The organism is Mechercharimyces sp. CAU 1602 (genome assembly GCF_024753565.1).
In the GTDB taxonomy this organism is placed as follows: Bacteria; Bacillota; Bacilli; order Thermoactinomycetales; family JANTPT01; genus Mechercharimyces.
This window is the reverse complement of the sequence record NZ_JANTPT010000001.1, coordinates 169,835-195,470: the sequence shown is the minus strand read 5'-3', so window position 1 is coordinate 195,470 and position 25,636 is coordinate 169,835. Positions and strand designations below refer to the sequence as shown.

Below are 25,636 nucleotides of genomic sequence, written 5' to 3'. Positions count from 1 at the left end.
ACGTAGGGTGGAGGAGACACCCTACGTCAATCATCGATAAATGCTGTTGTTTTCTCTCTCTATTTCTTATACTCTTCCTCGCTTCGTCCAAGCTCGCACCAAGCCTGCTCCGGTTAAACGATCCATTCTTTTGCTCGTCAATCTACGCGCTTGTCGATGTAGTAAAAGACGCAATTTTTTGTTATTAGCTTGTGGGTAAGCACATTTTAACAAAGCGGCTACTCCAGAAACATGCGGTGCTGCCATCGATGTCCCGCTCATCTTAGCATACTGTCCATCTAAATAGGTACTCAAAATTTGTACTCCGGGGGCGGCAATATTAATTTCTGGCCCGGTCGCTGAAAATAAGGCGCGTCTATTTTGACGATCCAAAGCAGCTACTGCCTCCACCGACGGTAAGCGTGCAGGTGATTCTACACAATCCCCTTTACCTCTCAAATTGCCTCTGTTTCCACTAGCTGCAATGACTAAAATCCCTTTTTTTGTTGCTAATTCTATAATTTCTACTAACTCTGGCGGGCTAGAAGTTTCCCCGGTAATACTAATATTTAAAATATCCATTCTATTATCAATGCCCCACTTGATCCCATGAATAAGAGTTCGCATCGATCCTAATCCATCTTTGTCTAACACCTTAATCGCATAAAGTGACACAGCAGGAGCAACTCCAATAATTCCAGTCCGACTATTACGGGCACCTATAATACCTGCTACATGGGTACCATGGCCATTCTCATCTTGCGGAGGTTGGTCAGTTTGGATAAAGTTTACTCCCCCTTGGACATTGTTTGCTAAGTCGGGGTGAGTCAGATCAATACCTGTGTCGATGACACCCACACGGACTCCCTTGCCTAAGTTTGGATAACGACCTGCCTGCTCCTCCCCCAAGACCCGTTTCACATTCCAAGTAATGATTTGTGTTCCTCCAAGCCGACACAGTTTTCGTTGTCGCAAAATATTTTTATCCACCGCTTCACCTCCCTTATGGTAGATTATGAGAGTAGGTGAGCGGGTGACTGGACACTTACAAAAAGGGGCGTGCCGCACATTTTCTTTATGCGTCGCCCTTTCTTCCGTCCAAACACAATCTATGATTCATGCATATGATAATACTAGATCTAAAGAGGAGGTGAATAGATGACACGTCTCGTTATTGATCCAGGACACGGCGGAAATGATCCCGGTGCCACCAATGGATCTTATCAAGAAAAAAATTTTACGTTAATGATCGCCTTAAAGGTACGAGATTACCTGCTTAGTCGTTATAATGTAGAGATTTATATGACGCGGACGACAGATGCGACTGTTAGCCTTACTACCCGTACCAGTATGGCAAATGCATTGGATGCTGATTACTATTGTTCCATCCATATTAACGCTGGTGGGGGAACCGGATTCGAAAGTTATATATATAATGGCTCCGTATCACAGGACACCATTACCAAACGAAATATTATCCATGATCGCATTATGCAGACCATCGGTTCTAAATACGGAGTGCGCAACCGTGGAAAAAAGAGAGCCAATTTCCATGTACTGCGCGAAACAAGGATGCCTGCTGTGCTTACAGAAAATATGTTTATTGATACGAGTAGTGACCTCGCTCTACTTTTAAACCCCACTTTTATTAATGATCTGGCTGTTGCCACGGCTGAAGGATTAGCTTCTGCACTCAATCTGTCTCCCATCTCTTTTAACCTATACAAGGTGATTGCTGGATCTTTTACTATCCGGAGCAATGCGGATAGCCGAGTTACCTTTCTTTCTAACAAAGGGATTGACTCCTTCGTTCTCCCCACCACTATTAATGGTTCCACTTACTACCGTGTTCAGGCAGGTGCTTACACGGACCGCAATAATGCCGAGGCACAATTAGCACGGATCAACGCTGCAGGGATTTCCGATGCTTTTATCATTTCCGTTTGATAAGCAAAAAGATCCTGCTCGTAGACAGCAGGATCTTTTTCATATAGGTGTTATTGTACAGAAGGTTCTTGTTGTGCAAGGGAGACAGCAGTACGAGCAAACAATGCTGCCAGCGCATCGTATCCCATCTGGTTTGGATGCACATCATCGGCAAAGTAGTCATAACGTTGGTAAAAGGAATCAAAAGGATCAACCAACTCACCTTGATATTTTTTACATATTTTCATCATCGACCGATTCATTCTGCGCAGGAGATAAGAAGCTAGCGGAAGAGCAATATCGTAGGCAGGTCGTGGGATATAATATCCCAATACATATACCATCCCTTCAGGGTTATATTTGCGTATGACTTCCAGGGATTGGCTCACCTGCTCTATCACTTGATTCATTGTGCGATAAATTTTGGGCATCGTTAATCCACTCCGGTACAGATCGATAAAATCCCCACCACCGATAGTAACAGAGATATGCGAACAGGAAGGGAGAAGTCGTTGGCACGCAGAGGTTTGTAACAGATGAAAAAGTTCACCTGAAGTAAGTCCGGAAATCCCCCAGTTGCGCATCACACATTGGTCTGAACGGCTGAGCTGCTCAAAAAACTGGTGAGCAAAACTACAATCCATCCGTTCCGCCCCTACTCCTTCTGTTAGGGAATCGCCTAAAGCCAGATATACCACTCGATCCATTTCTTCGTCCAGTCCCCCTTCTAAGTGCTATGCAAGTGCTCTTGCGGTGGTATTAGCTTGTAACCTTTTTATCGCTTTTATTCCAGTTATTAAGCCATGTTTCGCATTCAGCGCGCAGTACAGCATTTAAGTAGCGCTGCGTATATTGAAATCCACGGAAGCGCGCATCTACTTCACGCACATCCTGGAGTTGACGAATGCTAATAATTTCTCCACCCATTCGACGCAAGGAGCGTCGTCTTTGGCTCAAGTCCTTCGAGGCGGCTTCTTGTGCATCGCTAAACCAGGTTTGAAGTACACGTCTCATTTTGACCGGGGATTGGTCTAACCATTGACGATCCCATTGCAATGAGCGTTCCAATACCTCCAGTACAACCACTTGTTTCACTTCAGATTCAAACTGATTATACTCAGGGGGATATAGCAGCACTACCTTCACCTCTTTCAACACACTTTCCTCCTACCCTCATTATATACAGAACATACGTTTTTATTGTCTGTTAATTATTGGTTTAGGAAAATGAAAATCCCGCCCATGGGCGGGATTAGCTTACATCAATTGATGTGGGTTAGCGTCAGCACCGGAAGGGGGTTGATTAGGAGTTCCCGTCTGATCTTGGGTTGAAATGCTGGTCAACGCGACCCCTGCATTATCTGCATACGGTTGGCGAACGGCCAAATCTCCAATCGCCACGATTCCAATCAGTTGACCATTATCCACAATCGGAAGGCGGCGGATCTGATTTTCTGCCATCAACCGTGCTGCATCGTCTACTGACATATCAGGTGAGCCCACAACGGGATTGGGAGTCATAAACGACTCCACTGTGGATGAATTAGGCTTTTGTTCAGCAATCCCACGCAGCACGAGATCACGATCCGTTACCACCCCACACAACAAACCGTTTTCTATCACAGGAACAGAACCGATGTTGTGTTGCTTCATCAAAGAAGCCACTTGAAAGATATTGTCCTGTGGCGAGACCGTATTCACATTGGTTGTCATAATATCTTGCAATTGATGCATTAGCAATTCCCTCCTTTTCTGTGGTTATGATGTCCGCCTTCTACTCAAACCATGCACCACGCTACCTAAATCGAACTTGTATATTTCGTTAATCACGGCGCAAATCCACATATAGTTGACCATCACTTTCACGTGCCACGTAAAAAACCTCTTCGATCGAATTAACCCCGTGATATTTTTTTAATTGGCTGAGGAGCCACTTCATATCTTTTCCGAGTACATTCAAATTCTCGTAAATAACCTTACCATCTACAACTAGCTCCATCGGCACTTGCGGAGGAGGGTCTGCTTCGATTTGATTAAGGGTTTTAGGCGTAAGAGGATCATAAGCTGGTTTCTTCATTGTTGAGATCTCACCATTATTTTCAAAGATAGCGAATTGAACTTCCGATATATTAAAAATCCCGCGCTCACGCAAAAGTTGCATCAATTCCTCCATCGTCATCCTCGTTTTACGCATACTCTCTTCCATAATCTTTCCATCTTGAATCACGATAACAGGGTCCCCACCTAAAAGGCGCCGACCTGTGCGACTCTTAAGTGAGATATACGTCATCACCCACGTAAGAATCCCAAAAATAATTAATCCCACTAAATGTTGCCCTGTATTTTGATCCAGATCAGTTGCCAAATTCCCTGCAATCGAACCAAAGGTAATCCCATTGATGTATTCGAAAAATGTCATTTCCGCGAGCTGCTGTTTGCCAAGAATCCTAGCAATCAAAAGAGTGCCGCCGAACGCAAGGGAGGTTTGCAAAGTAACTTCCACATATGAATGCATATCGATTCCATTCCTTCCACTACGATGCTTTCCCCTTATTTTTGTTTGAGTAAGCGTAAAAGATACTCCTTCATATCTACGAGTCGATCAGTGGAAGGACGCTCGTCCGTTCCCGCCACAATCAGTGGAAAGAAAGAATCCTGTTTGTGAAGTGAGCCATGCGCCCCTCCCCGCGTATGAAGAGGAGAGTATGTTGTAGCAAATTCAAAGCCGGGCTTTGCGTTAACTATTAAGTAACGACCTGCATGAGAAGTGAGCGCTGCCTGTAACCGTTTTAATCCATCGGGAAAATCTCCATAGTAAAGACAACGACTATCCTGATCCAGTGTAAGATCCAGCACTTCTTCTCTCCCATGTAAATCCCATTTCTGCTGATATGAATCAGTCCACTCTTCTCCCCTTCGATATCGTAAACGTGTTTCTAAATCCGTACCGATGACCGTTATCCATCCCTCCTCCCTCCAAGCGATCAAATCCATACGTACATCTATCCGCAACCTCTTTGCTAACCCTTCTAATGAAATACGTTCGTCCAAAATGTAAACATACGCCATTCGCTGATTGCTACAAAGTGCCACCTCCGCTCCCTGTTTGTTTCGTTTTCCTGGCTCAAGCAGGCAATAGTCGCCAAGCTGTTCAGATAGTGAAATCACTGATTTCTCAGCACGAGAACAGATGTTAGTTTGGCCACTATCCCCTGAAATCACCCAAGTTACCTGCTCCAACGCCTCTTCCCATGATGAAAATGCATCCAAGATTCGTCCCAGGCGTGCATCCACCTTCTTGGCTTCCGTTAACGCAGCTGTCAACCCTTTATTATGTATTGGACGATCCATATCTGGAAGATAAGCCAGTAAAAAGTCAGGAAGGTTTTTTGCCTGAATCATGTCAGTCAGTGCTCTTTCTATATAATCATCCGTAAATCCGAACTGATGGAACGGCCCCCCTTTTATCCCATCACTCTTAGTTGGAAGACACAACCCACCGTATGTAAAAAAAGAAGGTGCTTTCACCTTAGTCCAACGGGCAAGTCCAGTCCATCTGGCAAGTCCATGCGATAGATAAAGATGGTGAGATTCTTTTCCACGGTACAACATTCCATTCATAGAACCGGTACTCATTCCTAACGCAGACAAGTCCTCATGTAGCGTACTTACCTCCTTTCGTAGATGGGAATGGTTTAACTGATAAAGAGCATCCGCAACTACCCGCCCCACCCCCATCATGATTAATTCCAAAGGTCCCGTCCCATAATTAATAAATCTCCCTTCTCGTTGACTATACCAAATCAACCCGGGAACACCATGTTGGTCAGGATAAGTCCCCGTCAGTAAGGTACTGTCAATCGTCACCGACATCGTAGGAAACGAGCTAATCATCTGTGGGTGGTAATAGCCATGTTCAATAAGATAAGAGAAGGCAGGCAATTCACCACGCCCCCTTCCCTCTACAATCGTTTCCGCCATCAGAGAATCCATAACGAGATAAACCACTTTTTTTCCTCTTCGTGTGGAAGTTGATCGCTTACTTTCAACTAAACCATGCCCTTTCGGTTGAGACCCCCAAAAAAACCAATAAAAGAGAACTAACACCATGATGATCCCTGCAAATATGGTTAATATCACATTTAACACCCTCTATCACACAAATCGTAGTAATTATTACTACAGCTATTATCGTGTACGAGTAAAGAGGTGTTCATCCCCTACACATTCTTTTATCCTTTTCTTATCAATTCCAACTTCCATATGAAACCACTATCATTTGTATGAAAAACGGGCGCATAGGTTCCACCCCATTTTTCAAGCATAAACTTCACGATATTCTTAATTTGCCAATTCATGATATTTGGATTTGGTACACCTGTGAGACTACTCTTGTGGACTCGCTTGTTATATAACACTGCATCCACACTCTTTGCCCGAAATAATTCAGCTAATTTTAACCGTAAAAAAAAATCATCCGCCCGCAGCTCTTTCCCATACAGCGAGGTAGTCCAGCCCCCTACCGCTTGTAAAGCCGATTTACGATAAAGACGAGGGCAATGGTTTTGTAAACTCTTAAGAACTTCGTATTTATCCGCATATTCCGTTCCTTTTATCGCTTTAATTTTAACTAATTTATCATTTTCACTTAACCACAAATAAATACCAGCATAAGCTAACCCCACATCTTTTGGAGAAGCATTTAAAGCATGTACAAGGCGCATAATAGCATCTGGCTCCAGCCAGTCGTCAGCATCCATTTCTAAAATATATTCACCCAAACTGTAACGAAGCCCAAGATTCATAGAAGCTGGTTTCCCTCTGTTATTCATATTTAGAGCACAAATTCGACTATCCTGAAAACATTTAATTTTTCTCCAAGAATTATCTGTAGAACCATCATTAATAATGATAAATTGGAATTTTTTATATGTTTGCTGCAATATACTTGTAATTGCTTTAGAAACAAATTTTTGCATATTATACACTGGCATAATCACAGTAACCTTGGGGACATTTCCACTGGCTATCCATTTTTTATTAACATGGAGCAGGCGTTTAAGTTGAGCTTTTTGACTCTGTTTTTGACGTGCCTGCATTAAATTTTTCATGATATTATAGTCTCCTCCCCACAATCCCATCATGCTTGTTTACAATAAGTAACCATATCTTTTACTGTTTGCTTCAATGGGATTTTCTGTTCCCAACTCAATTCTTTTAGTTTATTGTTATTCCCACAAATAGAATGCACATCACCTTTACGAATATATTTCTGATTTATCTGTAATTGTAATGGATAGGAGCAATAGGAGAAGAATAATTGTATGAGTTTATCGAGAGAAGTTGCTTGCCCACTACAAACATTGATCACCTCCCCCTGTGTCCACTGGTCAAACTTTTCTAATATTATTCGATATGCTCTCACTGCATCTCGTACATCGAGGAAATCACGTGCCAGTTCCACACTTCCATGTATCACAAATGTATCTGAGCGTCGCTCACGTTCACAAGACGCGACAAATTCAGCTAAAGCACTTGAAATTCCACCATTAGCACCAGGACCAAACAAGTTAAAAGTTCGAGCTGTCACCACTGATAAACCGTACATCATCGTATACATTTTCCCGACTTCTGACTGCATCCACTTGCTCCAACTATATGGATTTGGAGGATGAGTCTCGTCTTTCTCACTAAAGACATGGCTCTTTCCAGGCGGAGAAAAATACTCACTTCCCGAACCAATAAGTAAAACTTTTACTTTCGCCCTTTCGTCTAGCAATCGGATAGCTTCTAAAATGTTTAATGTTGAAATCACATTACTCTCAATCACCTCAATAGGATGCTCCCAAGAATAAGGAATATATTTCTGCCCTGCGAGGTGAATCACGTAATCCGGCTTTTCTACTTGTAGAAAATTAGAGATAGCTGATCTATCTTTTAAGGGTACCGCTTTATATTGATAGGATGTAGAAGTGTTGATTAAGGTGCTTCTCCCCGTTCCTATCACTTCAAAACCTGCAGATGCTAATTCTTCAATCAAGTATCTACCAACGAACCCACTCACACCCGTGATCCACACCTTCCCCTTATTCATACTAATTGTCTAACAACTCCTTTCTACAACTATTTATTTCCTATAATATAGGAGCAGAATACATGTTTGAAAGTCCCTCTTCTAATCGGATAATAAAATCCTTTAAGCTCCATTAACTTTTCAACATGTCCTCTCTCAATTTACTTGTATGGTTTAAGGAGTTAATCAAAGTTAGGTTTTGATCTAATAGTTTTTTTAGGCGTTGTGTTCGTTTGATCGATCGTATGAGTGGAACTTTCTCTCCTTTTAGACGTTTCATCAAGAAGTAGATATCGAAGCCATGTACCTTAAGGCCCTGGGAGTAAATTAAGGTAAAGGGAGTATTTACTTCTTTCAATAACTCTTGATACACTCGTTCGACATGCGGCCCCCGATAAGGGAGTATTTTGATACGCGGATCCGGAATCAATTTCAGCTTTTCTTTCACTTCACCTTGTCTATCAGAAACAATCCAAATAGTGAAATTAGTATAAATACCCTCCAATAAATTCTCTACTTCAGAGAGCACATTTCGTCTCCCCTCTGCTACATAGATAATGGTTAGCTCAGTTGAAATATTTCTACGTTCACGTGCTTCTCTTATCACATACTGCTTTACATTTCTCCATCTACGATGACCATGCAGAGATGAAATACTTCTTGATACACTGTGTTCTGTGTTCCTGCGATAAGCCATCAATGGGATGGGAATACATCGAATACCAGTAACTTCTGACATACGCAACCAATAATCATAATCTTCTAACATCCTTCTGCGATATTTCCCCACCAGCATAGCATCTCTCTTTCTATACATAAAGGAAGGACCCACAGGAATTAAATCTAATACCTCCTCTTTATCCAGTGGTCGATGTTTTCCTAAAGATTGAACCATCTTAGAATCGTTGCTACAGTCATGTAAGATTTTATCGTTTTCATCCATGAAGTAAAAATAACTATAGACAAGCCCGATATCAACAGAAGAATTTATCAATCCTTGGCGTAGGCGTTCCACGAACCGCGGGTAATAGATATTGTCACTCGATACCCATGTTAAATATTGGATATTAGGTAGTTGGCACAAATAATCAAAACCTACATTTAAGCTATGAGCAACCCCTTGATTAACCTTATTGTCAATGATATGAACACGTTTATCGGCTCTCGTTCTATTATAAACAATATTTTTAGTTTGTTCATCTGCACCATCTAAAACTATAACCAATCGAAAGTTTGTATAACTCTGCTGCTTCAATATGGACTTTATCGCCATTCGTAAATACTTAGGTACCTGATTATATACTGGCATCACTATTCCCACATCACTTCGTTTCATATGGATACCTCCTTAAGGAATGATCCATCCAATCTTTCAAGTGAGCAATCATTTGTGAATAGGGTAAAGGCGAGAAAGAAAAATCAGATCTTGTATTGATCAGACTGCGATCCAAACATGGGCTTTGAGTAGGATGTATGTGTACATGGTTCACATTAAAAGTTTCTTTTATCAATGTGATCAAGTCATGTTTACTTATTTTTTCTTGTGTGAGATGAACCAATCCAGATAACGTGCTTTCTAAAATCCATTCAATGGCACGCGCCAGTTCTAATGTAGTAACCCCACTCCAATATACCTTTTGATAACCACTAATGTCTCCTGATTGCTTCATCAACCAGTGAAAGAGACCGATCCCATCTTCTTTTAGTTCAGGACCAATAATAGAAGTGCGAATGGTCACATGTGGGGTAGCAGTCACCTCACCCACTTGTTTCGTCAAGGAATATATACTCTTTCCATCAGGTAGATCTCTCTCTGCATATCGTCCCCGCATCCCAGAGAATACGCAATCTGTACTTAAGTGAACAAGTCGAAAAGCAAATTCTTCTCCCCACAACGCGAGTTGATGTGGAAAAACACTATTTACGCGTATCGCCTCCGTGAGATTATCTGCAGCACGTTGATTTAAAATACCTGTCGCGTTAACCACTACGCCAGGCTTATATTCTTGTAGCACCTGCCGAATATGAGTCGAGTCCCCTATCTCCATATATATACAGCCATCTCGATCAGTTGGAGTACGAGTAGCTTCTAACACTTCATACTTCTCAACGCTTCGCAGGTAGTCGATAATCATATGACCAGCCATCCCTGTTCCACCGATCACCATTACCCTCATCAGCCTTCATCTCCTCTCTTTATCACATCCATAACCTGTCATCACTCTCCCTGCAGCAATCCACTCTTTACAAGTAATTCTCCAATTTCCTCATGTGACATAAAGTTGGCATTGGAATCATACTGCTTGAAGTCGATTTTGGGTAGGGAAGAGTAACGCTCTAATAATTGCGAAGAATAAGTATAGGGAAGTATCACAAAATATTGTTTGCTATAACGATACGTACGAGGAGCTTCATTACTGGAAACCAACACTTCATGCAATTTTTCTCCCGGACGAATGCCGATTTCCTTAATTGCTGTAGCTGACCTTGCTCCTAGCTTCTTCATCAGTACATGTGCAAGATCAATGATGCGGCAGGTTTTCATTTTCATCACAAATGTTTCTCCGCCTACCGATACTGAAGCGGCGCGCAATAAAAGAGAAATAGCTTCTTGGATGGTAAGAAAAAAACGAGTCATTTCCTTCGAAGTAATAGGTAAATCCTTGCCGCTTAAAATACACTGTTTAAATAATGGAACAACGCTTCCGCTCGTACCCAGCACATTACCCCCTCGAATACAAACAAAGCGGGTTTTACTGCCCAGGTCGTTTCCTCGAATCAATAGTTTTTCTCCAAATGCTTTAGACATTCCGTAGAAGTTAATAGGATCAACCGCCTTATCCGTGGATACATCTACAACCTTCTCTACTTCATGATATATACTTGCCTTTATAATATTTTCTGTCCCCGTCACATTTGTTTTTAAAGCCTCATCGGGTTGCATTTCACAAACTGGAACATGCTTCAGAGCCGCTAAATGAAATACAACATCTACACCACGGCATGCCTCCATCACGGCTTCTAAATCGCGAACGTCTCCAACACGAAACTGGATTCTTGAATGATCAAACGTACGCTTCATCATTACTTGAGCACTCTCATTACGTGAAAAAATACGAATCTCCCTTGGATTTTCTCTGAGTAAATGACGGGTTAACTCCTGTCCCCACGAACCCGTTCCTCCAGTGACCAATATCACTTTATCTTTGAACATCACCAAATCCTCCTAAGACCATATTCACCACTTTATTTGATACATTACAATCTTCATACCCTTCGGGGCATTTCCACTCCAAATCAGACGAGAGCATTAGTTCAACGCAGTCAACAATGCGATTTATATCATCTACCCCAGAAACCACATTGCTACCACACATGACAGTCTCTGGTCTTTCCGTCGTTCGGCGAACCGTAACCGCTGGGACACCGAAAATACAACTTTCTTCTTGTACCGTTCCACTGTCAGTAATAACACAACTAGCTCCCTTCTGTAGGTAAACAAAATCAAAAAAACCTAGAGGATCCAATAGATGGATTTTAGGGTGATCTATCTTTAATCCGTATTGCTCTAGTCGCTTACGTGTATGAGGATGAACACTTACTAAGATCGGCATATCATGCCGCTTAGCTATCACACTTAATGATTGCATAATATTGCGAAGGCGATTCATCGTATCTACGTTTTCAGCACGATGAACCGTAGTCAAAATGTATTTACTCATTTGCAAATTCCATTTACAAGCAACTTTACTCTTTTCTATTTCTGGTGAATAGTATTGTAAAACTTCATAAATAGGGTTGCCCGTTACCCAAATCCGTTGTGAAGGGCATCCTTCACGCAACAGATTTTGTCTACTGTATTCCGTATAGGGTAAGTTAAATGTTGCTGCAGCATCGATACATTTGCGATTTAATTCTTCCGGTACTAGGGGATCAAAACAACGATTTCCTGCTTCCATATGATAGACGGGAATGCCCATACGTTCAGCAAGAATTGTACATAGAGCACTATTGGTATCCCCGAGCAATAAAACACGATCAGGCTTTTCCTGCTCCAATAATGCCTCCACTTTTTGAAACATCTGTCCCACTTGATTACCAAAAGAATGGGATGTCAGCTGAATATGATGATCTGGATTACGAAGGTTTAATTCCTTAAAAAATATATCACTTAAACGATGATCATAATTTTGTCCGGTGTGTACTAAGATATGCTTATCCGCTAATTGATCCAACTTCTCAATGATACGACTCAAACGAATAATCTCAGGTCTTGTTCCTAAAATCGTCATCACCCTCATCGCAACACCCCCGTTTCACATCTGCTACTTTAACATCACGCATGCTCTTCTTCTCTTTATTAGAAAAGAGGTCATCTTCTATTTTCGGGTAAAGTCGATTAGCAGCATAAAGATCCTCAGGTCTACCAATATCTAACCAAAAAGCTTGTGAAGGATATTGATGAACTGGTTTTTCCTTTTTCAGCACATCTTGAATCAAATCGGGAATATCATAAAAGGTACAATCAGGGATATAGCTTAGCAATTCCGGATTCATCATATAAATGCCCATACTTACACGTGCAGATTGATTTGGCTTTTCTTTGAATCCTGTTACTAAATTCCCCTTCGTTTCCAATACACCTAAGTGAATAGGAACTTGTTGTTCCTGTGATGCAACTGTGAATATGTTTCCTTGTTCCACGTGGTGATTTCTAAATGCTCGAAAATCTAGGTTGGTAAGTACATCACAATTGAGCAAAAGAAATGGAGAAGTTAAATGCATAAGCTCTTTTAACGGCCCAGCTGTCCCGAGCGGTCGTTGTTCTGTATGATAACGAATAGATACTCCCCAATGCTCTCCATCTTGAAAATAGGTTTGCACCAGAGATGCGAGATATCCACAGCACATGGTTATTCTTGTGAATCCATACATGCGCAATTGCCGAATTAATATCTCCAGGATGGGATAATCACCAATAGGTAATAATCCTTTTGGTAGCACTTTTGTATAAGGTGCCAAACGTGTTCCTTTTCCTCCAGTCATAATCACAGCATCCACAATTTCTTCACCTCCTAAAGCACGTATTCGTCAGGACGATAAAGGTGCTGATTTGCTTCCATCCAGGTAATCGTTTTTCGTAATCCCTCTTCAAAGGAAACCTCTGCCTTCCAACCAATTAACCGTTCTGCCTTCTGACTATCGGAGAATAAACGATCCACTTCGCTCTTTTCTGGACGAATACGATCTTCAGCTACTCGAATGGGTATCTTTTTCCCTATTACTTTTAATACTTTTTCAGCAATCTCCCCAATTGAAACCTCAAATCCGGACCCCGCATTTATCACTTCTCCTATACCTCTATCTGCTTTTGCTGCACAGATAAACGCTCGTGCTGTATCCTCTACAAATGTAAAATCTCGAGTAGCATGTAAATTTCCCAACACAATCTCCTTTGACCGCAATGCTTGTTGAATAATAGTAGGAATCACTGCTCGCATGGATTGTCGCGGTCCATATGCGTTAAAAGGACGAATCGTCACAGCAGGTAAATCATAGGAGCAATTATAGCTTTCAATAATTTTATCGGCGGAAATTTTACTTGCCGAATAAGGGGACTGTCCTTGCAAAGGGTGTGTTTCATCCATTGGAACATAGCGTGCTGTACCATACGTTTCGCTGGTTGAGGTATGCACCAATCGTTTTACTTCACCATCCAATGCGGCATTTGCCACATTAAGTGTACCGATTATATTCGTTTCCATCACATCTTGTGGATTTTTATATGAATAGGGAATCGCAATAAGTGCTCCTAAATGAAACACCAGCTCTATCCCCTCCATTGCTCGCCGTACTGCCAGAGCGTCCTTGAGATCACCACTATAAATTTGTAACCTCTTCTCTTCCTCTTTCACAATAGTATCGAGAAATCCGTGGGAATTAGCTGAATTGTAACGTACAAAAGCTCGAACATTTGCTTTTTCGGCTAACAGACTCTCTACCAAATGGCTCCCCACAAAACCGCCCGCTCCTGTTACTAGCACATTTTTGTTCTTCAGATCCACCTTTTTCACCACACTTCTCGAGATTGGTAACAGCATATTCCCCTGTCTATCCTTTGGAATCGGCAAATCACCTATCGTGCCAACAAAATAGGAGTACGACTAATCTTCTTCATCCTAGGTAAAAGTCAGCAACACTACCCCATGTAAAGAATATTTTAAAACATGAAAAGGGGGAGTTAGCCGTGAGAGTTGTCATCCCTGTCGCAGCCTTGCACACTGGAGGTGGTTGTAAGGTTCTCGTTGAATTAGCCAATGCACTCCAATCTAAGGGGCATGAAACGATTATTGTCATACCTAAAAAAGCCCCCATTGATTACCCCATTCATTGCGAACTGTATAAAGTGCCTGCCTTGGATAAGGAATATATTCCGTTTGGTGATATTGTCCTGCCCAACTTTTATACCACTTTCATTCCAGCATACGCAGCATGGCCACAGCAATGTGTGCGCTGGAGTCTTGGGTTCGAACCACTATGGGTATCGAATAAAGAACTTGCGAGGTGGACTTATCAACAAGGTATTCCTATCATCAGCATTTCTCATTGGCTAGCCAGAAAAATCAAAAACATAAGTAAAGATCCAGTATACACCGTCAATCTAGGTGTAGATCGAAAGCAATTTTACCCTGCTCATCCATATAAAAAAACCCGCAAGATTGGATCACGCACAATTCTCTACATTGCACGTGATCCCAAAGCAGGCTATGCATTAAAGGGTTTCGATGACTTCGTAAAGGCACTAAAAATACTAAAAAAGATTTATCCTCACCCGTTCCATGTAAACATGATATGTACAGAAGGTCTCCTCTCTCTCCCAAAAGGTATTTCATATCAGACTTTCAAACCTAAAGGGGTAGCGGGAATGGTGCGTCTATATAGAAATGCAGACCTTTTTGTCTCAACATCATGGTTTGAAGGTTTTTCTATTCCTCCTTTGGAAGCAATGTCGTGTGGTACTCCTGTTATCACAACAAATTCAGGAGGAATACTAGACTTCTGTCATCATCTGAAGAATGCTTATGTTGCTGAAGGTAAAAACCCACGTGCAATTGCTATGGGAATAAAATTTATGCTGGAACGTCCTGCTCTTATGCGTACATTCATCACAGAAGGATTACAAACTGCTAATACCCTCACCCAGCCTATATTCGAAAACAACATGGTAGGCATGCTGGAATCCATATATAACAGAAAAGATACCTAAATGATCTTTCAGAGGAGTTATAGTTCATCTGTCCATTATACAAAGAAACGTAAGTAAGATCGGTTAGCCACCGCTGCTCGGAACCCCCAGCAGAGAAGTTCCTATAAATAATATTAGAAAATACCTTGCAAGCCTTTCCGTTCAGATAAGGTATTTTCTAATATTATACAACCGAGCGGCGACCCATCTTTCTAGAGACTATTTGTACACTAATAGAGGTTTTTACCCATGCCCATTACCGTTTCATAAAGCCACTACGGGAAACCAATTTTAGGGGAGAAATAGTTGACCGTAGATACTCCTCGTCTCCTGTAGGTTGATCACCAGTACAAGTCCTTCTCATAGCCTAATTTCATTAGAAGATTACCACCACCTATCTGTTTAAAAGCACTCTTATGAACGGGTTTAAATTCACTTTTCCAATCACCTATTCTGCCTGAGCGAAAGCTCCATGATTTCTTAGGATTTATATTGTTAATCATTTGCCTCACTAAATTTTTCCGAAGTAAATGATTATCTCTCAGTTCAGGAAAGAGATGCACGGCAATCCTCTCTACCGTTTTATACTGCCTCTCTTTACTTTCCATCATCTCTTCAAATGTAACTGCACATATCCCTGGTTGCTCTATCCACAGGTATGATGGCTTAGATACTTCAATAATATTTCTCCTTAGAGTTAAACCTGACTCTTTAACCATCTCTGGAGCTGGACGTACCCCTCTAATAACAGTGAGTAATCGCTCTTGATGCGTAGGTAATAACCTTAAATATTTTGCTAGCGGAGGAGTCGTGTGTATTTTTTCAAGGAAATGTGTATACGAAACGGCTACATCCCGCGGATCGCGGCTAATGTAGATCACTTTCACATTACATTCTATTAACTTACGATGAAAAGCCTTTGTATAATCATTATGCCCAGACCAAATATCTCCTGGTTTCATAGAATATAATTGATTTAAAGTTAAAGAATCATTCCCATTGCGATAAGTAAGTGTAGGAATGCCTTGAATCACTTGCATCAATAGATTGGTTCCACTTTTCGGTAACGATAGTATCAATACTTTCGGTAACTGGATATTTCTCACAACTCACACCTCCTTTTCATCCTATTAATATTATATGAAATTATCATATTTTTGTTACATAGAAATAGAGCATAAAAAAACCGGAGCCTGCTCCGGAGTATGCTATAACATATTTTTAAAAATATATAGAAAGTATCCTTCACTACTACCATCTATTATCCTTCTCATACCCATGTTGAACAAGTAAAGCTCCTCCTCCTAATTTCTTAAAAGTATCCTTATGAACAGCATGAAACTCCTTCTTCCAGTCACCAATATTACCTGAACGAAAAGTTTGTGATTTCTGAGGATCAATATTTCTAATCATTTGATGTACTCGATTTTTCCGCCTTACGGGATTCATTATCAGCTCAGGAAAGAGATACGAGGCAATTTTCTTGACTGTACGGTTTCTTTTCCTCTCACTCTTCATTAATTCTTCAAATGTAACCGCACATATTCCCTTCTGTTCTCTCCAACGATACGAAGGTATCGACTGGTCGATCAAATTAGGTTGTTTTGTTAAGCCCGTCTTCTCTGCGAGAACTTTGGCAGGACGCACTCCCTTAATCACGGTGAGTAATCGTTCTTCGTGAGTAGGAATCAAACTTAAATATTGAGCAAATGCTGGCTTGGTATGGACTTTTTCTAGGAAATGAGTAAAAGAAACCGCTACGTCACGAAGGTCGCGACTAATATAGACAACCTTAATATTAGAATCTAATAACTTACGATGAAAAGCCACACTATAACGATTATGCGCCCAACATATATCTCCTGGTTTGATCAATTCTAACTGTTGCAATGTAAAGACATCTCTTCCACCACGATACGTTAGACTGGGAATTCCACGCAGTAACTGTATCAATAAATTGGTTCCACTTTTCGGAAGTGATAGCACTAACACTTTTGGTAACTGAGTATTTCTCATCTCCATTTATCACCCTCTCTCTATATTTTATTAAATACGGTATGAAATTGTTTGTGTTTCAAAACAAAAGACAACAAACACACAAATCAAATTGCTTCAGACTCCACTGGTTTAAAACAGCTAACCGCTCACTTTTTAAAGGTAGAGTCTAAGCCCATGCTAAAAAGTAAAGCCCAGAGCTTTTCCTCCGAGCTTCCCTCTCGTCTCCTATCTTTTCATATCCAGATTTACCTTTTCCAGCCGCTTCTCCACATCTTCAGCGCGAATTGCTCCTTTAGCACGCATTTTCTCTAGGTTTTCAAGCACTCCAAACAATTTACTATCCGTCGTTACTTTTACTTTTTTATCAGGAAATTTTTTCTGAAGTGACCCTATCACCTCGGCACGAGTTTGACTCAGGTAGAGTCGGTCAAAATTGGTCACCTTTATCCCTACGGTCAACTGGTCCTTTAGTGCGATCGAGACTGCTTTTTGTACCCGTCGATGCTTCTCCGCGATGCGCTTCGCCTCTATCCCCGCTTGATACTCCTGTTGTTGTTGATACGATATAGGTTGAGCATGATTAAGATTCTCTGACGGTGACGCTTCCTTCCCACACCCCCCTAATAAAAAGAAACCAACGACACTACATAACATCAACCACCTCATCTTGTAATCCCCCCTTTCCCCATATGATGTTCGTCCCTAGGTATAAAAATGCGGTGACAAAACAAAATCTATAGAGAGAAGTGACGATCATATCTGTTATCCGTACAACCCCAAGAGGTGAAAAAGTTGTCTAATAAAAAGAAGAGCAAACTTACCCCTGAACAACAAAAGTATAAAGAATTTGTCAGTCAACGAGAACCTAAACGCCCCATCTTTATCAATTGTCTAAAAGCCTTTTTTGTAGGTGGAACTATCTGTCTGATTGGACAAGGTATATCCGCATTCTACATGGCCTTTTTTGATTTCAATGAAGCTACTGTGGGAGATCCAACTGTCGCCACACTTATATTCTTATCTGCTCTCTTTACTGGGTTGGGAGTATACGATCATCTAGGACAATGGGCAGGTGCAGGCAGTGCCATTCCTGTAACGGGTTTTGCAAACTCTGTCGCTTCAGCAGCGATCGAACACCGCTCAGAAGGACTCGTCTTAGGAGTAGGAGGCAATATGTTTAAGTTGGCCGGTTCTGTCATAGTGTTTGGTGTCTTTGCGGCCTTTATTATCGCTATTATAAAGATATTATTACAAGGTTTGGGGGGAATGGCATGATAACTGGGAGAACATGGATCTTTAACAATAAACCCTCGATAGCTTCTTCAGCAGTCGTAGGAGGCCCTTTTGAAGCGCAAGGCCCCCTCGCTGATGATTTCGATATTTTGAACGATGATCTATGGTTAGGTGAGGATAGCTATGAAAAAGCAGAGAAGAAGATGGTAGAACAAGCATGTGACCGCGCTTTAGCAAAAGCAGAGCTATCAAAAGAAGAAGTCCAGTTCTTTCTCGCTGGTGATTTGATGAATCAAATCATTAGCAGTAGCTTTGCCGCACGTACACTTGCCACCCCTTATCTCGGGATTTTCGGTGCATGTTCCACTTCCATGGAAGGTCTAGCGTTGGCCTCACTCATTGTGGATGCTGGCTTTGCTAACACTGTGATGGCAGCCACCTCCAGTCATAATGCCACCGCAGAAAAACAATATCGTTACCCCACCGAATACGGATCGCAAAAACCGCCCACTGCCCAATGGACAGTGACCGGTTCTGGAGCAGTCATCGTGACAGATAAGAAGCATGATATATGTGTAACCACTGCCACTATTGGTAAAATCATCGATATGGGAATCCAGGATCCCTTTAATATGGGTGCTGCGATGGCCCCTGCTGCAGTGGACACAATCGAAGCACACTTCCACGATTTATCACTAACACCTGATGCTTATGACCTCGTTCTAACCGGAGATTTAGGCAAAGTAGGTCATCGAACAGCTACCGATCTATTAGAAAAAAAAGGGCTTGTCTTTCCCAAAGGACGGTTTGGAGATTGTGGGCTGATGATATACAGCAAAGATCAACCCGTATTCTCTGGAGCAAGCGGCTGTGCTAGTTCAGCCTGTGTTACATACGGCCATATCTTACGACAGTTACGAAAAGGTGCACTTCACAAAGTGCTTATCATTGCAACCGGAGCACTTCTTTCTCCCATCAGTTACCAACAAAAAGAGAGCATTCCGTGCGTAGCGCATGCTGTCAGTATTGAAAAAAGAGGAGGCAAGACATCATGATGATTTACTTATGGGCATTTATTGTAGGCGGACTCATTTGTGTCATCGGTCAACTGATGATGGACGGTCTTCGCCTAACTCCTGCCCATACGGTTAGTACCTTAGTTGTTATCGGGGCCATTTTAGATGGATTAGGCTTATACGAACCCTTAATTAACTTTGCTGGTGCAGGTGCCACCGTACCTATTACCAGCTTTGGTAACGCTCTCGTTCATGGGGCGATGACTGAAGCCGCCCAATCTGGATTGATCGGCGTGGTAACTGGGATCTTCCAAATTACAAGTGGCGGCATCTCTTCCGCTATCATTTTTGGTTTTATTGCCGCTCTCCTCTTTCGTTCCAAAGGATAGCGCACCTGTTACCCTTCTCGCACTGCCTTCTTCATTGGGGATTCCTGCATAGCTGAAAGAGCGGTCTGTACCAATAATGCTGCTCCCACTTTCATCGCCTCTTCATCAAAGTTAAAACAAGGGTGATGATGAGGATAATGACACGCTATCTCTTTGTTACCCGCACCGACAAGAACGAATGCTCCTTTTCGTTCTTGCAGGTAATAAGAAAAATCTTCTGCTGCCATTACAGGCATCATTTGTTCAACCGCTTCTTCACCAAATAATTGTGTTCCTACACGAGCCATACGTACGACAGCTTCGTCGTGATTGATGACTGCAGGGTAGCCCCATTCATATTCCAGCTTCCCTTCAGCCCCATACATCTGACAAGTCTTTTTTACCACTTGTTCGATACGTTGATGGATCCAACGCCGTAACTTCTCATCAAATGTGCGCACCGTACCCGATAGACGACATGATTCCGCTATCACATTAAAGGCACCTCCCCCCGCAATCTGTCCCACTGATATGACTCCAGATTGAAGAGGATCCACTTGCCTTGATATTATGGATTGTAAATTAACAACCAGATGGGAAGCGATCGCAATCGCATCCACACATTCATGCGGTAAACCTCCGTGTCCACCCTTCCCCTTAATATCAATTTGAAATGAGTCTGCAGCTGCCATCATCGCCCCCGTTCGGTAACCTATTCGTCCTGTAGGTAGAGGAGTCCACAAGTGTAGACCATATACCTCATCTACTCCTTCCAAAGCACCATCTTCAATCATTTGCTTGGCTCCGCCAGGAATCAACTCTTCTGCATGTTGAAAGAGGAAGATGACACGACCACTCAACTCCTCTTTCATCTCTGTAAGGATAGAAGCGGTTGCTAACATGATTGCCATATGTCCATCATGCCCACAAGCGTGCATCAAACCATCCACCTGCGAGCGATACGATACCTCCGTCCCTTCTCGAATAGGGAGGGCATCCATATCGGCTCGTAGTGCAATCGTAGGACCATCTTCTTTCCCTTGCACACTAGCAATAACCCCTCTTCCTCCTACCTGGGTTCGCACTTGCAACCCCAATGCACTTAACTCTTCAGCTACTCTTTGCGCAGTCCGTATCTCATAAAAGGAACGCTCCGGAAATTGATGAAACTCCCTCCGCCAAGCAACCATCTGCGGATAATAATGGGCTACTCGCTCTTGAATCGTGCTCATCTCTAATCGCCCTCTCTCCCTTATAATTTGTATAATTCTATTTAAAATGATCAGAATTATTTAGTTTAAACTATAACTGATCTCTTTTTCGTGTCCATTTGTTAAACCTTGCTGCATGCATTATTGCACGAAGCTCCAGAACATACTATGATAAATAGGATGGAACAGAAGCGTCATTGAAGGAGGAACCCATTATGATCATCGACGATGCAGGTATTAAAGGCATAAAAAAATCCTTTGGAGAACTAGAACACTCCATGAAAAGCTTAGGGTTTGCACGCTGGTCCTGGGACTACAGCAAAGCATACTATGACCTCAAGCTTCCTGATGATGAAACAAAAGTAGACTACTACCTTCGGATCCGTGCTGATGTTGTAGACGGTGTCCTAGAAAAGAAGAACAGCACGGTTAAGCTTCACAATCCACTCTTTGTGCGCCATTTCTTCCCTCATGGGATGGATCCTGAGGCTGAAATCCCCGAGAAAATGCAACAAACCGTAGAAGAAGCCGTTAGCAAAGTGAAAGAAGTATTAGCTTAACACCTCAAGGTATAACAAATGCAGGCGGCCTCCTCCATCTGGCGCCTGCATCTGTTATTACTTCACCCGTTCAATATCTTCTACCTTCTCTTCACTAAAGCCAATACCTTCTACTTTTACGTTAATCTCCACGACATGTAGCCCCGTCATCGTCTCCACCGCTTCTTGCACATTGGCTTGTAAAAGACGAGCTACCTCATGAATCTTAACTCCATAATCAACAATCACTCGCAAGTCAATGGCCGCTTCCACTTCACCGACTTCCACTGTTACACCGCGTGTCACGTTTTTTCCGCTCACACGCTTCGTCCATCCTTCTGTCAATCCTCCGGACATATTGGAAACGCCCTTGGTTTGTTCGGCGGCTAAGCTTGCAATTACAGCGACCACGTCATCTGCAATGCGGATTGCCCCATGCTGTTCTGCCATCCTCCTCGAACCTCCTCAAGCATCCATCTCATATATATGGGTTCTTTAGTATCCTAATCATGCTTTCTTGTCTCTATTCTACATCAAAATGAAGTACAACTACACCCTCTAACAAAGATCTCTTCCTAGACAAAATTACGTGTCTCATCCTACCTTATATCCAGCGATTTTAACAACTAATCTAACTTGAGGGTGATCCAAGTTGACTTTATAGCCATAATAAATATTTTGATCTACTTCGATTTCATACGGTTCTAAATACCTACCTCGTAGCAGTTTAGCAAATAACTGGTTTGCTTCCGTCTCTGATAGATGAAATTTACGCATAAAATCTTTTTTGATCCATGTACTCCCATAGCTTTTCCCCGAATTGTTAGGATCCTGGTACCATTCATAAATCTGAATCACCGCATTTTGTACTAGGCGATCCAGTTGTGAGAGGTTCTGGAATTGAGGAATATTTAAGAATTCGAACAGGTTATGTGCTTCATCACAGAATTCAGGTAGTTGAGCTGACTTGGATAAACTCTCATCATAGAGACAAAATAGCTCTACTCTCTTTCCTGCAGACCACAATCGATCCAGTAAAGGAACCATGTCTTGATCCGCACTTACAATAACGAAGGTAGACACCTCTGGAATTTTAAATAAAACCTCCATCGCATCTAGGCAAAGTTGTATATCGGAGGCATTCTTTCGTTCTTCTCCCCCACGACCATTACCGTACACTTGATGAACATGAACACGCTTGCGTTGCAAACTCATCATCGATATGTCTAATTGCTCAAAGTCTGCGTAAGCCTCAATCATACGGACTGATTCTTTACCATAATAATCCTGCAATCGTAAGAACAAATTATGTTGATTTTCAGGGTGATCGGGATCCATATGATATTTCTTGAGACCATAATATATATTCTCTAAATCGATAAACACCGCGATATGCTTATAAGATTCCATTCTTCTATCCTCCTTGTTTTTAAATTTGTGTCTGAAATGTCAGTGTATCTTCCATTCTACAACAATAGGTGAGAATCCTCTTTTTCACTGCCTTCGCGCCCCCTTTTGCCGTTGACATCTGTTATTAATCCGTTGTCTAATATTATTGCCAGAAACGGAAGTATAATAAGTGGTAAGGAGTGAATGATTTTGATGAAAAAGTTGTTTTATCCTATTTTGATTATACTTACAGCGGTTAGTGCCGCTTTTCATTTCTTTGCAGTTGCAGAATCTCTTCAATTTATCATGTCTAGCCTCGCTCTTCTCGGGTGGGCAGCCTTAATGGGAAAGGCAACTGAATCCGTCGCTCACCACTCTGGTGAACGATTAGGTGGCTTCCTCAATGCCACCTTTGGCAATGCTGCCGAGCTAATTATTGCCATCTTCTTGGTAAAAGAAGGGCTGTTCGATATGGTGAAAGCAAGTATCACTGGCTCAATTATTGGTAATCTGCTCCTCGTACTGGGACTTAGCATCTTCTTTGGTGGGCTCAAGTTTAAAATTCAACGCTTTAATCCCATGCTAGCAGGACATAATGCATCTTTAATGCTGATGTCTGTCATAGCTCTCTTCATCCCAGCGGCGTTCCTATCTGGTCTAGCCCATGAAGAGATACAATTCCTCAGCTTTATTATTTCTGGGTTACTGATCCTCTGTTATTTCTTATGGCTCCTCTTTTCCATGGTGACACATCGCGAAGAATTAGGTGATGCCATCGACGGAGTCGCTAATCCAGAACAGACGGAAACCATACCATGGTCAAAGCGCTTCTCCATCTTTTTACTCGTACTCTCTACTGTCTTTGTTGCTCTCCAAAGTGAGTGGTTAGTCGGAAGTATAGAGGGCGTTGCAGAAGCACTCGGATGGTCTGAGCTCTTTATCGGTGCTTTTTTAATTGCTATTATCGGTAATGCCGCTGAGCATAGCGCTGCTATTTTCCTAGCGATGAAAAATCGCATGGGGGCTGCCGTAGAGATCGCCATCGGAAGTAGTTTACAAGTAGCACTCTTTGTTGCGCCCGTACTCGTTTTTGTCAGTCTCTTCATGGGTGAACCGATGAACTTAGTATTTACACAATATGAGGTGATCGCCATTGCTGTCGCTGCATTTATCGCCAAGTCAATCTCACGTGACGGCTCCACCAACTGGTTCGAAGGCGTCTTATTGCTCATTGTGTACATGATTATCGGCACAGCATTTTTCGTACTCTAAGATACGTCATCACCAACGATGATCTTGTTCGTACCCTAACTTTATAAGCAGGTTTTGTTTGTCGATTTGTTTAAACGCTTGTCTGTGTTTACGATTAAATTTTTGCCTCCATTCACCGATTCTCCCTGAACGAAAAGTGTAAGAGGTGTTTGGATCGATATGATCGGCCATTCTCAAAACCATGTCATCCATCGATTGAATACCAAGATTTTGTATATCTGGCCATAGATAATTTGTAATCCGATGTAACGCTTGTGATCTTGTTCGTTTATTTCGCATCAAGTCTTCATACGTTATGTTACAAACATACGGACATAATCGCCACCGATATCGATTTGTGATTTGAGCAATGATATTTGGGTGTGATCTAATTCCAAACCGTTTTTGTTGGCCAATGGAGGTGAAGTTCACTCCCTTAATAACGGCAAGTAATTGATGATTAAATGACGGCAATTGCCGTAGGTAAGGATAAAGGCGATGTTCATGATGCTTATTTAATATAAAGTAGGTAAATGAGACGGCTACATCACGCGGATCCCGACTGATAAACACCGTTTTAATCTTGTGTCTTCGTAACGCTCGATGGTATGAACGACTATATGCAGCATGGCTCCAACCTATCTCCCCTGCTGACAATAACCGTAGATCAGCTACACTATCGACTGGTTCATTGCGATAGCGCATCTGAGGAATGCCTCTTATAATCTGTGTAAGTAAGTTCGTCCCACTTTTCGGAACTGATAACACGACGATTTTTGGTAGTGATCGATTTCCATGTATGACACCCATACCTCACCCTCCTCGTAAAACGATGATCCCACATAATGAAATGCCGTTTTTATCCTACATATAGCTGAATTTAATTAGTTAATATAAGCTCGAATAATTAAAAAATTCATTAAAAAGTTGCTGGCATGAAATTGCCTTCTGCTCTTAATAGGATATTCTCCTACCATGCAGAAGGCTACACCAAAACAACCCCATTTCAAAACTTATATCTGTTCATCTTTTTCAGGGCCATCCAACGACAAAAAAGACTCCAAAGCGGGAGTCGGAGTCTGTATCTAACCATTTATATTAGCTTCTTGGTCTTTCGGAAACATCAAAGAAAAGAGCTGAGCCAGCTTCTTTTCGAGATCATTCATAATCTCTCGTCCTTGTTCCCTCGTAATTAACCCCGCCCGAACAGCGAAGTCAATCTCCCGAGATAATCCAAACATTTGTGTATCCAATACTTCCTCATACAAAGGACATTTTGGTAATGTTAAATTGTCCAATTGAACTGCGATCAATTGTTCAATCTTTTGTGCATCTTCATAAAGCAAATGCAAGGCATTCGCATTAGCATCCGCTTGTATAGGAGTTGACATTCAAATCCCCCCATCC

29 protein-coding genes are annotated in these 25,636 nt (G+C 41.9%); 7 read left to right on the top strand and 22 right to left on the bottom strand.

Translation table 11 applies throughout. The annotated features are described in order from the left end of the window. Positions 1–66: 66 nt before the first annotated feature. Positions 67–969, bottom strand: a complete 903-nt coding sequence (locus NXZ84_RS01055; RefSeq protein ID WP_258838453.1) for a S8 family peptidase — start codon at positions 967–969, stop codon at positions 67–69. 168 nt (positions 970–1,137) lie between these two features. Here NXZ84_RS01055 and NXZ84_RS01050 point away from each other — a divergent pair, with 168 nt between their 5' ends. Next, positions 1,138–1,926, top strand: coding sequence for an N-acetylmuramoyl-L-alanine amidase (locus tag NXZ84_RS01050; protein ID WP_258838452.1), 789 nt, complete (start codon positions 1,138–1,140; stop codon positions 1,924–1,926). A gap of 50 nt (positions 1,927–1,976) precedes the next feature. Here NXZ84_RS01050 and NXZ84_RS01045 read toward each other — a convergent pair whose 3' ends face one another. The 13 genes from NXZ84_RS01045 to NXZ84_RS00985 form a co-directional block, all read right to left on the bottom strand. Beyond that, positions 1,977–2,612 (bottom strand): SGNH/GDSL hydrolase family protein, encoded by a 636-nt coding sequence (locus NXZ84_RS01045; RefSeq protein WP_258838451.1) that lies wholly within the window; start codon positions 2,610–2,612, stop codon positions 1,977–1,979. 52 nt (positions 2,613–2,664) lie between these two features. Continuing rightward, positions 2,665–3,051, bottom strand: coding sequence for a YhjD family protein (locus NXZ84_RS01040; RefSeq protein WP_483869633.1), 387 nt, complete (start codon positions 3,049–3,051; stop codon positions 2,665–2,667). Positions 3,052–3,162: 111 nt separating this feature from the next. Further along, complete coding sequence (locus NXZ84_RS01035) at positions 3,163–3,639, bottom strand: CBS domain-containing protein (RefSeq protein WP_258838449.1); 477 nt, start codon at positions 3,637–3,639, stop codon at positions 3,163–3,165. Positions 3,640–3,727: 88 nt separating this feature from the next. Further along, positions 3,728–4,420, bottom strand: coding sequence for a DUF421 domain-containing protein (locus NXZ84_RS01030; protein ID WP_258838448.1), 693 nt, complete (start codon positions 4,418–4,420; stop codon positions 3,728–3,730). A 35-nt stretch (positions 4,421–4,455) separates the two neighbouring features. Next, on the bottom strand, positions 4,456–6,054 hold the full coding sequence (locus tag NXZ84_RS01025) for an alkaline phosphatase family protein (RefSeq protein ID WP_258838447.1): 1,599 nt from the start codon (positions 6,052–6,054) through the stop codon (positions 4,456–4,458). A gap of 83 nt (positions 6,055–6,137) precedes the next feature. Continuing rightward, complete coding sequence (locus NXZ84_RS01020; protein WP_258838446.1) at positions 6,138–7,049, bottom strand: glycosyltransferase family 2 protein; 912 nt, start codon at positions 7,047–7,049, stop codon at positions 6,138–6,140. Beyond that, entirely contained in the window at positions 7,046–7,999 is a 954-nt protein-coding gene (locus tag NXZ84_RS01015; RefSeq protein ID WP_258838445.1) for a GDP-mannose 4,6-dehydratase, read from the bottom strand. Before NXZ84_RS01015 ends, NXZ84_RS01020 begins: the two co-directional genes overlap by 4 nt. Positions 8,000–8,111: 112 nt before the next feature. Further along, entirely contained in the window at positions 8,112–9,314 is a 1,203-nt protein-coding gene (locus NXZ84_RS01010; RefSeq protein ID WP_258838444.1) for a glycosyltransferase family 2 protein, read from the bottom strand. Further along, complete coding sequence (locus tag NXZ84_RS01005; RefSeq protein WP_258838443.1) at positions 9,301–10,155, bottom strand: dTDP-4-dehydrorhamnose reductase family protein; 855 nt, start codon at positions 10,153–10,155, stop codon at positions 9,301–9,303. The genes NXZ84_RS01010 and NXZ84_RS01005 overlap by 14 nt, the downstream gene beginning before the upstream one ends. Positions 10,156–10,196: 41 nt before the next feature. Further along, positions 10,197–11,192 carry a polysaccharide biosynthesis protein gene (locus tag NXZ84_RS01000; protein ID WP_258838442.1) on the bottom strand — a complete coding sequence of 332 codons (996 nt, stop codon included), beginning with the start codon at positions 11,190–11,192 and terminating at the stop codon, positions 10,197–10,199. Beyond that, positions 11,179–12,279 carry a non-hydrolyzing UDP-N-acetylglucosamine 2-epimerase gene (gene wecB / locus NXZ84_RS00995; RefSeq protein WP_258838441.1) on the bottom strand — a complete coding sequence of 367 codons (1,101 nt, stop codon included), beginning with the start codon at positions 12,277–12,279 and terminating at the stop codon, positions 11,179–11,181. Before wecB ends, NXZ84_RS01000 begins: the two co-directional genes overlap by 14 nt. After that, positions 12,245–13,039 carry a sugar phosphate nucleotidyltransferase gene (locus NXZ84_RS00990; protein ID WP_258838440.1) on the bottom strand — a complete coding sequence of 265 codons (795 nt, stop codon included), beginning with the start codon at positions 13,037–13,039 and terminating at the stop codon, positions 12,245–12,247. Before NXZ84_RS00990 ends, wecB begins: the two co-directional genes overlap by 35 nt. Positions 13,040–13,053: 14 nt before the next feature. Further along, positions 13,054–14,052, bottom strand: coding sequence for an SDR family NAD(P)-dependent oxidoreductase (locus tag NXZ84_RS00985; protein WP_258838439.1), 999 nt, complete (start codon positions 14,050–14,052; stop codon positions 13,054–13,056). 173 nt (positions 14,053–14,225) lie between these two features. Between NXZ84_RS00985 and NXZ84_RS00980 the strand changes: the two genes are divergently transcribed. Then, the gene (locus NXZ84_RS00980; RefSeq protein ID WP_258838438.1) at positions 14,226–15,245 is read left to right on the top strand and encodes a glycosyltransferase family 4 protein; all 1,020 of its coding nucleotides are present in this window, start codon (positions 14,226–14,228) and stop codon (positions 15,243–15,245) included. 320 nt (positions 15,246–15,565) lie between these two features. Here the strand turns inward: NXZ84_RS00980 and NXZ84_RS00975 are convergent, their stop codons facing one another. The 3 genes from NXZ84_RS00975 to NXZ84_RS00965 all read right to left on the bottom strand — a co-directional run bounded on the left by NXZ84_RS00975 (position 15,566) and on the right by NXZ84_RS00965 (position 17,888). Next, on the bottom strand, positions 15,566–16,330 hold the full coding sequence (locus tag NXZ84_RS00975) for a sulfotransferase domain-containing protein (RefSeq protein WP_258838437.1): 765 nt from the start codon (positions 16,328–16,330) through the stop codon (positions 15,566–15,568). A gap of 145 nt (positions 16,331–16,475) precedes the next feature. Further along, entirely contained in the window at positions 16,476–17,246 is a 771-nt protein-coding gene (locus NXZ84_RS00970) for a sulfotransferase domain-containing protein (protein ID WP_258838436.1), read from the bottom strand. A 201-nt stretch (positions 17,247–17,447) separates the two neighbouring features. Beyond that, on the bottom strand, positions 17,448–17,888 hold the full coding sequence (locus tag NXZ84_RS00965; protein WP_258838435.1) for a hypothetical protein: 441 nt from the start codon (positions 17,886–17,888) through the stop codon (positions 17,448–17,450). 126 nt (positions 17,889–18,014) lie between these two features. Between NXZ84_RS00965 and spoVAC the strand changes: the two genes are divergently transcribed. From spoVAC to spoVAE, 3 genes are read left to right on the top strand one after another with little or no spacing between them, the layout of a single operon-like run. Further along, positions 18,015–18,497, top strand: a complete 483-nt coding sequence (gene spoVAC / locus NXZ84_RS00960) for a stage V sporulation protein AC (protein WP_258840298.1) — start codon at positions 18,015–18,017, stop codon at positions 18,495–18,497. Next, positions 18,494–19,510: a stage V sporulation protein AD gene (spoVAD, locus tag NXZ84_RS00955; protein ID WP_258838434.1), complete on the top strand. Its 1,017-nt coding sequence runs from the start codon at positions 18,494–18,496 to the stop codon at positions 19,508–19,510. Before spoVAC ends, spoVAD begins: the two co-directional genes overlap by 4 nt. Further along, on the top strand, positions 19,510–19,860 hold the full coding sequence (gene spoVAE, locus NXZ84_RS00950) for a stage V sporulation protein AE (protein WP_258840297.1): 351 nt from the start codon (positions 19,510–19,512) through the stop codon (positions 19,858–19,860). Before spoVAD ends, spoVAE begins: the two co-directional genes overlap by 1 nt. Positions 19,861–19,868: 8 nt before the next feature. On the opposite strand, the gene NXZ84_RS00945 is transcribed toward spoVAE, so the two are convergent. Then, positions 19,869–21,071, bottom strand: coding sequence for a M20 metallopeptidase family protein (locus NXZ84_RS00945; protein WP_258838433.1), 1,203 nt, complete (start codon positions 21,069–21,071; stop codon positions 19,869–19,871). A gap of 194 nt (positions 21,072–21,265) precedes the next feature. On the opposite strand from NXZ84_RS00945, the gene NXZ84_RS00940 reads away from it, so the two are divergent. Continuing rightward, a complete protein-coding gene (locus NXZ84_RS00940; RefSeq protein WP_258838432.1) occupies positions 21,266–21,610 on the top strand; it encodes a YugN-like family protein in 345 nt (114 codons plus the stop codon). 57 nt (positions 21,611–21,667) lie between these two features. Here the strand turns inward: NXZ84_RS00940 and NXZ84_RS00935 are convergent, their stop codons facing one another. Beyond that, positions 21,668–22,039, bottom strand: coding sequence for an Asp23/Gls24 family envelope stress response protein (locus NXZ84_RS00935; protein WP_258838431.1), 372 nt, complete (start codon positions 22,037–22,039; stop codon positions 21,668–21,670). Between the two features lie 144 nt (positions 22,040–22,183). Beyond that, the gene (locus tag NXZ84_RS00930) at positions 22,184–22,999 is read right to left on the bottom strand and encodes an NYN domain-containing protein (RefSeq protein WP_258838430.1); all 816 of its coding nucleotides are present in this window, start codon (positions 22,997–22,999) and stop codon (positions 22,184–22,186) included. Positions 23,000–23,191: 192 nt separating this feature from the next. On the opposite strand from NXZ84_RS00930, the gene cax reads away from it, so the two are divergent. Further along, on the top strand, positions 23,192–24,250 hold the full coding sequence (gene cax / locus NXZ84_RS00925; RefSeq protein ID WP_258838429.1) for a calcium/proton exchanger: 1,059 nt from the start codon (positions 23,192–23,194) through the stop codon (positions 24,248–24,250). Between the two features lie 9 nt (positions 24,251–24,259). Here cax and NXZ84_RS00920 read toward each other — a convergent pair whose 3' ends face one another. Together NXZ84_RS00920 and NXZ84_RS00915 are read right to left on the bottom strand one after the other, a co-directional pair. Continuing rightward, the gene (locus NXZ84_RS00920; protein ID WP_258838428.1) at positions 24,260–25,039 is read right to left on the bottom strand and encodes a sulfotransferase domain-containing protein; all 780 of its coding nucleotides are present in this window, start codon (positions 25,037–25,039) and stop codon (positions 24,260–24,262) included. A gap of 275 nt (positions 25,040–25,314) precedes the next feature. Further along, on the bottom strand, positions 25,315–25,620 hold the full coding sequence (locus NXZ84_RS00915; protein ID WP_258838427.1) for an Fpa/YlaN family protein: 306 nt from the start codon (positions 25,618–25,620) through the stop codon (positions 25,315–25,317). Positions 25,621–25,636: the final 16 nt, after the last annotated feature.

Bases quoted from the DNA above. Each gene is read 5' to 3' on its own strand.
- NXZ84_RS00930 (WP_258838430.1), bottom strand. From the start codon at position 22,999: ATGGAATCTTATAAGCATATCGCGGTGTTTATCGATTTAGAGAATATA.
- spoVAE (WP_258840297.1), top strand. From the start codon at position 19,510: ATGATTTACTTATGGGCATTTATTGTAGGCGGACTCATTTGTGTCATC.
- NXZ84_RS01020 (WP_258838446.1), bottom strand. From the start codon at position 7,049: ATGATGGGATTGTGGGGAGGAGACTATAATATCATGAAAAATTTAATG.
- NXZ84_RS01010 (WP_258838444.1), bottom strand. From the start codon at position 9,314: ATGAAACGAAGTGATGTGGGAATAGTGATGCCAGTATATAATCAGGTA.
- NXZ84_RS00965 (WP_258838435.1), bottom strand. From the start codon at position 17,888: ATGAGGTGGTTGATGTTATGTAGTGTCGTTGGTTTCTTTTTATTAGGG.
- cax (WP_258838429.1), top strand. From the start codon at position 23,192: ATGAAAAAGTTGTTTTATCCTATTTTGATTATACTTACAGCGGTTAGT.
- NXZ84_RS00940 (WP_258838432.1), top strand. From the start codon at position 21,266: ATGATCATCGACGATGCAGGTATTAAAGGCATAAAAAAATCCTTTGGA.
- NXZ84_RS00935 (WP_258838431.1), bottom strand. From the start codon at position 22,039: ATGGCAGAACAGCATGGGGCAATCCGCATTGCAGATGACGTGGTCGCT.
- wecB (WP_258838441.1), bottom strand. From the start codon at position 12,279: ATGAGGGTGATGACGATTTTAGGAACAAGACCTGAGATTATTCGTTTG.
- NXZ84_RS01030 (WP_258838448.1), bottom strand. From the start codon at position 4,420: ATGCATTCATATGTGGAAGTTACTTTGCAAACCTCCCTTGCGTTCGGC.
- NXZ84_RS01050 (WP_258838452.1), top strand. From the start codon at position 1,138: ATGACACGTCTCGTTATTGATCCAGGACACGGCGGAAATGATCCCGGT.
- NXZ84_RS01035 (WP_258838449.1), bottom strand. From the start codon at position 3,639: ATGCATCAATTGCAAGATATTATGACAACCAATGTGAATACGGTCTCG.
- NXZ84_RS01015 (WP_258838445.1), bottom strand. From the start codon at position 7,999: ATGAATAAGGGGAAGGTGTGGATCACGGGTGTGAGTGGGTTCGTTGGT.
- NXZ84_RS00915 (WP_258838427.1), bottom strand. From the start codon at position 25,620: ATGTCAACTCCTATACAAGCGGATGCTAATGCGAATGCCTTGCATTTG.
- NXZ84_RS00920 (WP_258838428.1), bottom strand. From the start codon at position 25,039: ATGGGTGTCATACATGGAAATCGATCACTACCAAAAATCGTCGTGTTA.
- NXZ84_RS00945 (WP_258838433.1), bottom strand. From the start codon at position 21,071: ATGAGCACGATTCAAGAGCGAGTAGCCCATTATTATCCGCAGATGGTT.
- NXZ84_RS01045 (WP_258838451.1), bottom strand. From the start codon at position 2,612: ATGGATCGAGTGGTATATCTGGCTTTAGGCGATTCCCTAACAGAAGGA.
- NXZ84_RS00970 (WP_258838436.1), bottom strand. From the start codon at position 17,246: ATGGAGATGAGAAATACTCAGTTACCAAAAGTGTTAGTGCTATCACTT.
- NXZ84_RS01000 (WP_258838442.1), bottom strand. From the start codon at position 11,192: ATGTTCAAAGATAAAGTGATATTGGTCACTGGAGGAACGGGTTCGTGG.
- NXZ84_RS01005 (WP_258838443.1), bottom strand. From the start codon at position 10,155: ATGAGGGTAATGGTGATCGGTGGAACAGGGATGGCTGGTCATATGATT.
- spoVAD (WP_258838434.1), top strand. From the start codon at position 18,494: ATGATAACTGGGAGAACATGGATCTTTAACAATAAACCCTCGATAGCT.